Consider the following 7,145-nt stretch of genomic DNA (forward strand, 5'->3'; position numbering starts at 1 on the left):
CTTACTCTAGCATTCGGCGCGCGCCGTGCGCGCGTTCGCACGCAGGGCGGACAGCGTTCATGCCGCCTCGACCGATCCGGCCAGTTCCTGGATGGCCGACAGCGGCATCGGCCGGCCCAGCAGGTAGCCCTGCGCGTAATCGCAGCCGGCGCGCTGCAGCCAGCCCAGCTGGGCGCGGTCTTCCACGCCCTCGGCCACCACGGTCAGGCCGAAGTCGTGGGCCAGGCCGATCACCGCGCCGGCCAGCATCTGGCCCGATTCCGGCAGCGGCCGCACGAAGCTGCGGTCGATCTTGAGCTGGTTGATCGGGAAGGATTGCAGGTAGGACAGCGAGGAATAGCCGGTGCCGAAATCGTCGATCGACAGCCGCACGCCCAGCGCGCGCACCGCGTGCATGAATTCGATCGCGGCGCTGCGGTCTTCCATCAGCATGCTTTCGGTCAGCTCCAGCTCCAGCCGCCCCGGCGGCAGGCCGGTGTGGGACAGGATCTGCTCGAGGTCGCGCACGAAATCCTTCTCGCGGAACTGGCGCGCCGAGACGTTCACCGCCACGTGCAGCGGCTCGCCGCAGCGCCGGCCCAGGTCGAGCGCATCGCGGCAGGCGCGCTCCAGCACCCAGCGGCCGATCTCGACGATCAGCCCGCATTCCTCGGCGATCGGGATGAACTCGTCCGGGCCGATGAAACCGTGCTCCGGATGCATCCAGCGCAGCAGCGCCTCCACCCCCACCAGGCGCTCGGTGGCGCAGTCGAACTGCGGCTGGTAGAACACCGCCAGGCCCTCGGTATCGAGGGCGCGGCGCAGCTCGCGCTCGAGCCGCGCGCGGCGCTGGGTGGCGTGCATCATGGCCGGCTGGAATTCGCCCACGCGGTTGCGCCCGCCGCCCTTGGCGTGGTACAGCGCGGCGTCGGCATTGCACATCAATTCGCTCGCGGTCGCAGCGTCGTGGGGGAAGACGCAGGTGCCGGCGCTGCCGGTCACGATCACTTCAAGGGCGTCCAGCTGGACCGGGCGGCGCAGCGCCTCCATCAGGGCCTCGGCGATCCCGCGCAGCTCGGCGCTGGAGGCCAGCGTGCGCGCGATCACGATGAATTCGTCGCCGCCGAAGCGGGCCACCAGGTCGCCGGGCCGGGCCGCCGCGCGCAGGCGCACGCCCACTTCGTGCAGCAGCTGGTCGCCGGCCGCATGGCCGGCGCTGTCGTTGACGACCTTGAAGTTGTCGAGGTCGATCAGGATCAGGCCGGCGCAGCCGCGCTTGTCCTCGGCCTGGGCCAGGGCCGCGTCCAGCGCTTCCTGGCCGCAGCGCCGGTTCGGCAGGCCGGTGACCGGGTCGGTATAGGCGAGATAGGCCAGCTTGGCCTCGGCGCGCGCCACGCGCATGCGGCTGCGGCGCGAGATCAATGCGCTGGCCAGCAGGGCGCCGGCCGAGGCCAGGCCGAACAGGGCGCCGTAGTTCTGCAGCGCGGTCGAGATGGCGCCGGTTTCGGCGCGCAGCAGCATCCGCCCCAGCGGCCGGCCGCGGTAGACGATCTCCTGCTGCAGCACCACCGGGCCGAACCAGGCGGGCGCCAGCTGGGCCAGGGTGCCGGGCGCGCTGGTGTTGCTTCGGAAGGCGGCGAATTCGCGTCCGCCCTGGTCGTAGACGACGGCGTCGACCAGGGCCGGGTCGGCCTTGAAGGCGTTCAGGATGTCGCCCGCCGCTTCGCGGTCGGCGAACATCAGCGGGGCCGAGATGTTCTCGGCCAGCACTCGGGCGTGGATCCCGACGTCGGCCTGCAGGCCGTGGCGCAGGGTGACGAACTGGTAGGCCAGCAGGGTGCCGCCGACCACGCTCAGGGCGGCGGCGGCCGCGAGCAGCTGGCCGGCGCCGAGCATGCGCGCCATGCGCGGCAAACGGGTGGCGCCGGGATTCATAAGACGTTCCTCGCAAGTCGCAGCAGTTTCGAGCTCACGCGCAGGCCGCTGCGCGTGGCTTCGCGGGTGTCGACGTCGAAGCGCAGCTGCTCGTCGTCGTCGATCAGGGTGATCGTGGCCGCCGTCCCGGCATGGGCGCCGGCGGCGGCGCCGTCGCGCACCGTCAGCACACCCGGCGCCGGGAAGGCCTCGGCGGCGCGGCCCAGCACCAGCATGTCGCAGCCGGCCGCGCCCGGGCGCGCGGCCGCGTCCAGCACCTGCCAGGCGCGCCCGCTCACGGGCTTGCCGTTATAGGCCTGCAGCGCCGGCCACAGCACACTGGCGCGGTCGGCGCACACGCATAGCGGGGCGCGGGCCCGGCCCTCGGGCCAGGTGGTGAACTGGGCGAAGTTGTAGATGTAGGCGGCCTTCATGTCGACGTCGCGCACCTGGGCCGGCGCCAGGCAGGGGATGGCCAGCAGGAGGCCTGCCGCCATCAGTGCCAAGCCTGCCGCGCCGCGCCGCATCTCAGAACCCGAACGCCAGCTTGGCGTGGTAGGTGCGGCCCTGGCGCTGCAGCGTGTCCTGGACGAAGGCCGGGCCGGCCGGGTCGGCGTAGCGGCGGTCGAACAGGTTGTAGGCGCTCAGCGACAGGTCGGCGCCGGGCAGCAGGCGCGTGCTCGACAGGGTCAGGTTGGCCACGCAGTAGCCGCCCGCCCGCCCGCGCTCGGCCAGGCGCGCGGACTGGCACTGGAATTCGCCGCCCAGGCGCGCCTGGTTGTGCAGGAGCGGCAGCACGCCGTTGAGCTTGAGCAGGTGGCGCGGCGAGGCGCGCAGCGGCTGGCCGGCGCCGTCGACGGCGCGCTGCCAGGTATAGCTGGCGCGCAGGCGCGCCGTGCTGGCGCTGACCTGCTCGGCCGAGGCTTCCAGGCCATGCGCCTCGGCGCGCTCCATGTTGCGGAAGATGAGCAGGCCGCTGGCCTGGTCCTGCTGCTGCGAGATCAGGTCGCGCATGCGGTAGGTGAACAGCGACAGGCGCGCGTGGCCGCCGGCGCCGAAGGCGTGCTCGAACACGGTCTCCAGGGTGCGGATGCGCTCCGGCGCCAGGTCCGGATTGGGCAGCTGGCCGCCTTCGTCTTCCACGTGGTAGTACATCTCGTAGGCGTTCGGCACCCGGAAGGCGGTGCCGTAGATCAGCTTTGCGGTGCTGCCGGGCGCCACCCGGTAGAGCAGGGCCAGGCGCGGACTGGTGCTGCGCGCGCCGGTGCTGTGGCGGTCGTGGCGCAGGCTGGCGTTGACCAGCACGCGCTCGCCCAGGCGCAGCTCGTCCTCGACGAACACGCCGCGCTTGTCGGCCGAGCGGCGCTCGTCCAGCAGCAAGGCGTAAGGCCTTGTGTTGTAGTTGAACAGGTCGCGCCGCGCATCGTGCTCCAGGTCGATCCCGGCCAGGATCTTGTGGCCGGGGATGCGGGTGAGCGTGGCGTGCAGGTTCAGGCCGGACCAGCGCGCGTGGTCGCCGTCGACGTTGTCCTGTGGGCCGGCATAGTAATAGTGGCCGAGATAGTCGGCCTTGCCCCACAGCGCCTGGGCGGACAGCGCCAGGCCGGGCGCCAGCGTGCGCGCATAGGCCAGCTGGGCCACGCTGTGCGCATCCATGGTGCGGTTGGGAGCGCCGAACAGGGTGCCGTAGGACGCGGTGGGCGTGCCCTTGCGGCGGTGGACGTGGTTGGCGGAGAGCGTGAAGCCGCCATAGCTGGCCTTGAACAGGAACTGGCGCGCCTGTTCGCCGTCGCCTGCGCGCACCACGCCGTGTCCCTGCTCGGGCGTATCGAATTCCGGGTAGTACAGGGTCTCGCCCTGGCGCGTCAGGACGCTGGCCGAAAGCAGGATGTCGGCGCCCTGCTGGCCGTGCCAGCCGTAGCTGGTGCGCAGGCGCCGTTCGCCGTGGCTGCCGGCCGCCAGCGCCATGCGCGGCCCGGCAAGCGCATTGCCGTCGCGGGTGACCACGTTGATCACGCCGAACAGCGCGCTCGACCCGGCCATGGCCGAACCGGCGCCGGGGATGAACTCGATGCGCTGCACCATGTCCATGTCCACCAGACCTTCGTTGCCCAGCATGGCCTGGTCGTAGACGGCGTCGTTGGTGCGTACGCCGTCGATCATCAGCACGAAGCGGCTGTTGTAGTCGCCCGGACGCAGGAAGCCGCGCGCGCCCAGGTAGCTGTAGCTGCGGTCGTCCGTGGTATACAGGCCGGGCAGGGAGGCCAGGGCATCGGCCAGGGTGCGCCAGCCGTGGGCGCGGATGTCGTTGGAGCTCAGGACGCTGGCGGCCGCGGGCGCTTCGCTGATGAGCTGCTCGAATTTCGAGGCGGCCTGGACCACTTTCATGCCCATCAGCGCCTCGAGCGGGACTTCGGCCAGCGCCGGCGGGTCCGTAGCAGCGGCAGCCGCAGCCGGAACCGTTTCCAGCACGCCCGCCAGCAGGAGGACGGCGGCGGCCGGCACAGGTACTGCCGAGAAGCGAAGGGGACGGACAAGTGAGCGCATACCACGTCAGCGGCCCGGCTGCGGCGCGCTGCCCGATTTGGTTAGAATTGGTGATATTTCCTTTTGTCAGCAGATGATAACAGAGGGAAATAAAATGGCATCGTGTTTACCGCTTTTGTCAATATAAAACAACAAGGCGGCGGCCTCGGTCGTGCGTCCTGGGTGCGGCAGGGATTACGCGCCGGCTTCGGCCTCGGCCGTCCCGCGCAGCGCCGGCGCCACGTGGCGTGGCAGGTAGATGGTGACGGTGGTGCCCTGGCCCGGCGTGCTCGCCAGGCGGATATGGCCGCCGCTCTGGCGCACGAAGCCGTGCGCCATCGACAGGCCCAGGCCGGTGCCCTTGCCCTCGGGCTTGGTGGTGAAGAAGGGTTCGAAGGCGCGCTCCATGACTTCGCGCGGCATGCCCTGGCCGGTGTCGCTGACCTCCACCCGTACGTAGTCGCCCGGTGTCAATTCCGGATCGGCCTGGGCCGCCTCGGCGTCGACCGTCACGTTGGCCAGGCGCAGGGCGATGGTGCCGGCGCCGTCCATGGCGTCGCGCGCGTTGATCACCAGGTTGAGCAGCACGTTCTCGAGCTGGTTGGGGTCGACCAGGGTCGGCCACAATTCCGGCGGCGCGCTGCGCTCGACCGTGATGCTGTCGCCGGCCGCGCGCAGCAGCAGGCTGTCGACGCGTTCCAGCAGCTGCGACACGTCGACCACGGTCGGATGCAGCGGCTGGCGCCGCGCGAAGGCCAGCAGTTGGCCGGCCAGCTTGGCGCCGCGGTCGACCGCGTCGAGGATGCTGTGCAGGCGCTTCTTGTTCATCGGCCCTTCGGCGCGCAGCATCAGCTGCACGTTGGCGCTGATGATGTGCAGGATGTTGTTGAAGTCGTGGGCCACGCCGCCGGTGAGCTTGCCGACCGCCTCCAGCTTCTGGGCCCGCGCCAGGCCTTCGCGCGCTTCGTCCAGGCGCTGCTGGCGCTGCTGCTCGCGCGCCTCGGCTTCGCGCCGCGGCGTGATGTCGCGCACGAAGACGCTGGCCCCGGCCGCGCCGCCGTCCGGCGGCAGGGCCACCGCCAGTTCGGCCGGCACCCGGCGCCCGCTGGCGTGCAGCACCTCGGTCTCGACCGGCGGTCCCAGCAGCGCGCAGGGGCCGCCGCGCCGGCAGCCTTCGAAGCCGGCGCGGAAGGCAGCGCGGCGCGGCTCGGGCAGCAGGGTCTCGACCGGGCGCCCGATGGCGTCGGCGGCGGCCAGGCCGAAGATGCGCGTGGCCTGGGCGTTCCAGTCGGTGATGCGGCCGGCCTCGTCGATGGCCACGAAGCCGTCGTAGGCGTTTTCCAGGATCACGCGGATGCGCTGCTGCTCGGCCGCGATGCGGTCGTGCGATTCGCGCAGCTCGTGGGTCATGCCCTCGGCCAGCTGCAGGGCGCGGCGGCGTTCGGTGGCCAGCAGCCAGACCACCAGGGCCAGCAGGAAGCCCAGGCCGGTGCCGGTCAGCGCGATCAGGAGCGGGCGCGTGGTGTCCAGGGTCGCCAGCAGCGAGGCGTCGGGACGCATCGCCACCAGCCAGGTACGCCCGCCCATGGCCAGGCGCTGGGTGCGCTCGAAGGGCGCCGGCCCGCTGCGCGTGGAAGGCGACTGGTAGAGCAGGGCGTCCGGCACGGCCTGCTCCCCGTCGTAGATCGCGATCTCGAGCTGGGGCACGGCGATGCCGCTCACTCCGCGCATCAGGTCGTTCATGCGGAAGGGCGCGTACACCCAGCCGGCGATGGCGGCGCGGCGCTGTTCGACGGTGGCCACCGGCATGCCTTTACGGTAGACCGGCAGGTACATCAGGACCCCGGCCTGGCTGCCGCCCGCGCCTTCCTGCACCAGCACCACCTTGCCGCTGAGGGCGGCCTGGCCGCTGTCGCGGGCGGCGATCATGGCCGCGCGCCGCACCGGCTCGCTGAACATGTCGTAGCCGAAGGCGCGCAGGTTGCGGCCCGAGAAGGGTTCGATGTGGGCGATCGCGGTATAGGTGTCGCGCGGCGTTTCCGGGCTCACGGCGTAGTGCGGAAAGCCTTCGGCGCGCACGCCGCGCTCGTGCACCGCCAAGCCGCCGGGCGGGATGGCGGTGGCGATCCCGATCGCTTCCAGGCCGGGGAAGTACTGGTCCAGACGCAGCGTGCGGTAGTACTCGGCGAAGTCGGCGCGGCTGAGCGCGACCGAGCCGCGCAGGTAGCCGCGCGCGCCGCGCAGCACCTGTTCGTAGACCGCCATGCGGCGCTCGATGCTGTAGCCCATGTCGCGGGTGCGGTAGTCGAAGGTCTCGCGCAGCTGTTCCCAGGCGCTGCGGCGCGCGCTCTCCCAGGCGCTGTAGGTCGCGAACAGCGTCACCAGGAACACGATCATCGCCAGCAGCAGGGGCGCATGGCCGGAGCCCGGCAGGGGAAGCCGGGAGGCGGGGCTGGCTGTGGGATCGGCTTGGGGCATCAGGCTGGCGGCATCGATAAGCGCACGCGGGCGGGCCGTGGCGGAAGAGTTAGTCGGAAACGCGCGGATTTGGTTAGCATACGCAAGCTCGTACCGACGAGGCGCACGCAAGTTTCGTGTTTAACAATGAAGTATTATGACAGCATGTTTACGCAATGCAACTTTTTGAGATGAAACGATGCGCGCTGCAGGGCGCGCCGGCGCAGGCGCGCGCATGATGGCGGCCCTGCCTCCCGCGCTGCGGCGCC

Annotated in this window: 4 protein-coding genes; all 4 read right to left on the reverse strand. The window is 71.2% G+C overall.

Features of this window, described 5'->3' with window-relative positions:
* Positions 1-57: 57 nt before the first annotated feature.
* The 4 genes from J8847_RS10300 to J8847_RS10315 all read right to left on the reverse strand — a co-directional run bounded on the left by J8847_RS10300 (position 58) and on the right by J8847_RS10315 (position 6,897).
* Positions 58-1,914: a bifunctional diguanylate cyclase/phosphodiesterase gene (locus tag J8847_RS10300; protein ID WP_211524603.1), complete on the reverse strand. Its 1,857-nt coding sequence runs from the start codon at positions 1,912-1,914 to the stop codon at positions 58-60.
* On the reverse strand, positions 1,911-2,390 hold the full coding sequence (locus J8847_RS10305) for a YfiR family protein (RefSeq protein ID WP_211524604.1): 480 nt from the start codon (positions 2,388-2,390) through the stop codon (positions 1,911-1,913). Before J8847_RS10305 ends, J8847_RS10300 begins: the two co-directional genes overlap by 4 nt.
* 31 nt (positions 2,391-2,421) lie before the next feature.
* Complete coding sequence (locus tag J8847_RS10310; protein ID WP_229429688.1) at positions 2,422-4,440, reverse strand: TonB-dependent siderophore receptor; 2,019 nt, start codon at positions 4,438-4,440, stop codon at positions 2,422-2,424.
* A gap of 174 nt (positions 4,441-4,614) precedes the next feature.
* Complete coding sequence (locus J8847_RS10315) at positions 4,615-6,897, reverse strand: CHASE domain-containing protein (RefSeq protein WP_211524605.1); 2,283 nt, start codon at positions 6,895-6,897, stop codon at positions 4,615-4,617.
* Positions 6,898-7,145 lie beyond the last annotated feature (248 nt).

Origin of the sequence: Massilia sp. AB1, assembly GCF_018119385.1 — a bacterium.
GTDB lineage: Bacteria > Pseudomonadota > Gammaproteobacteria > Burkholderiales > Burkholderiaceae_D > Telluria.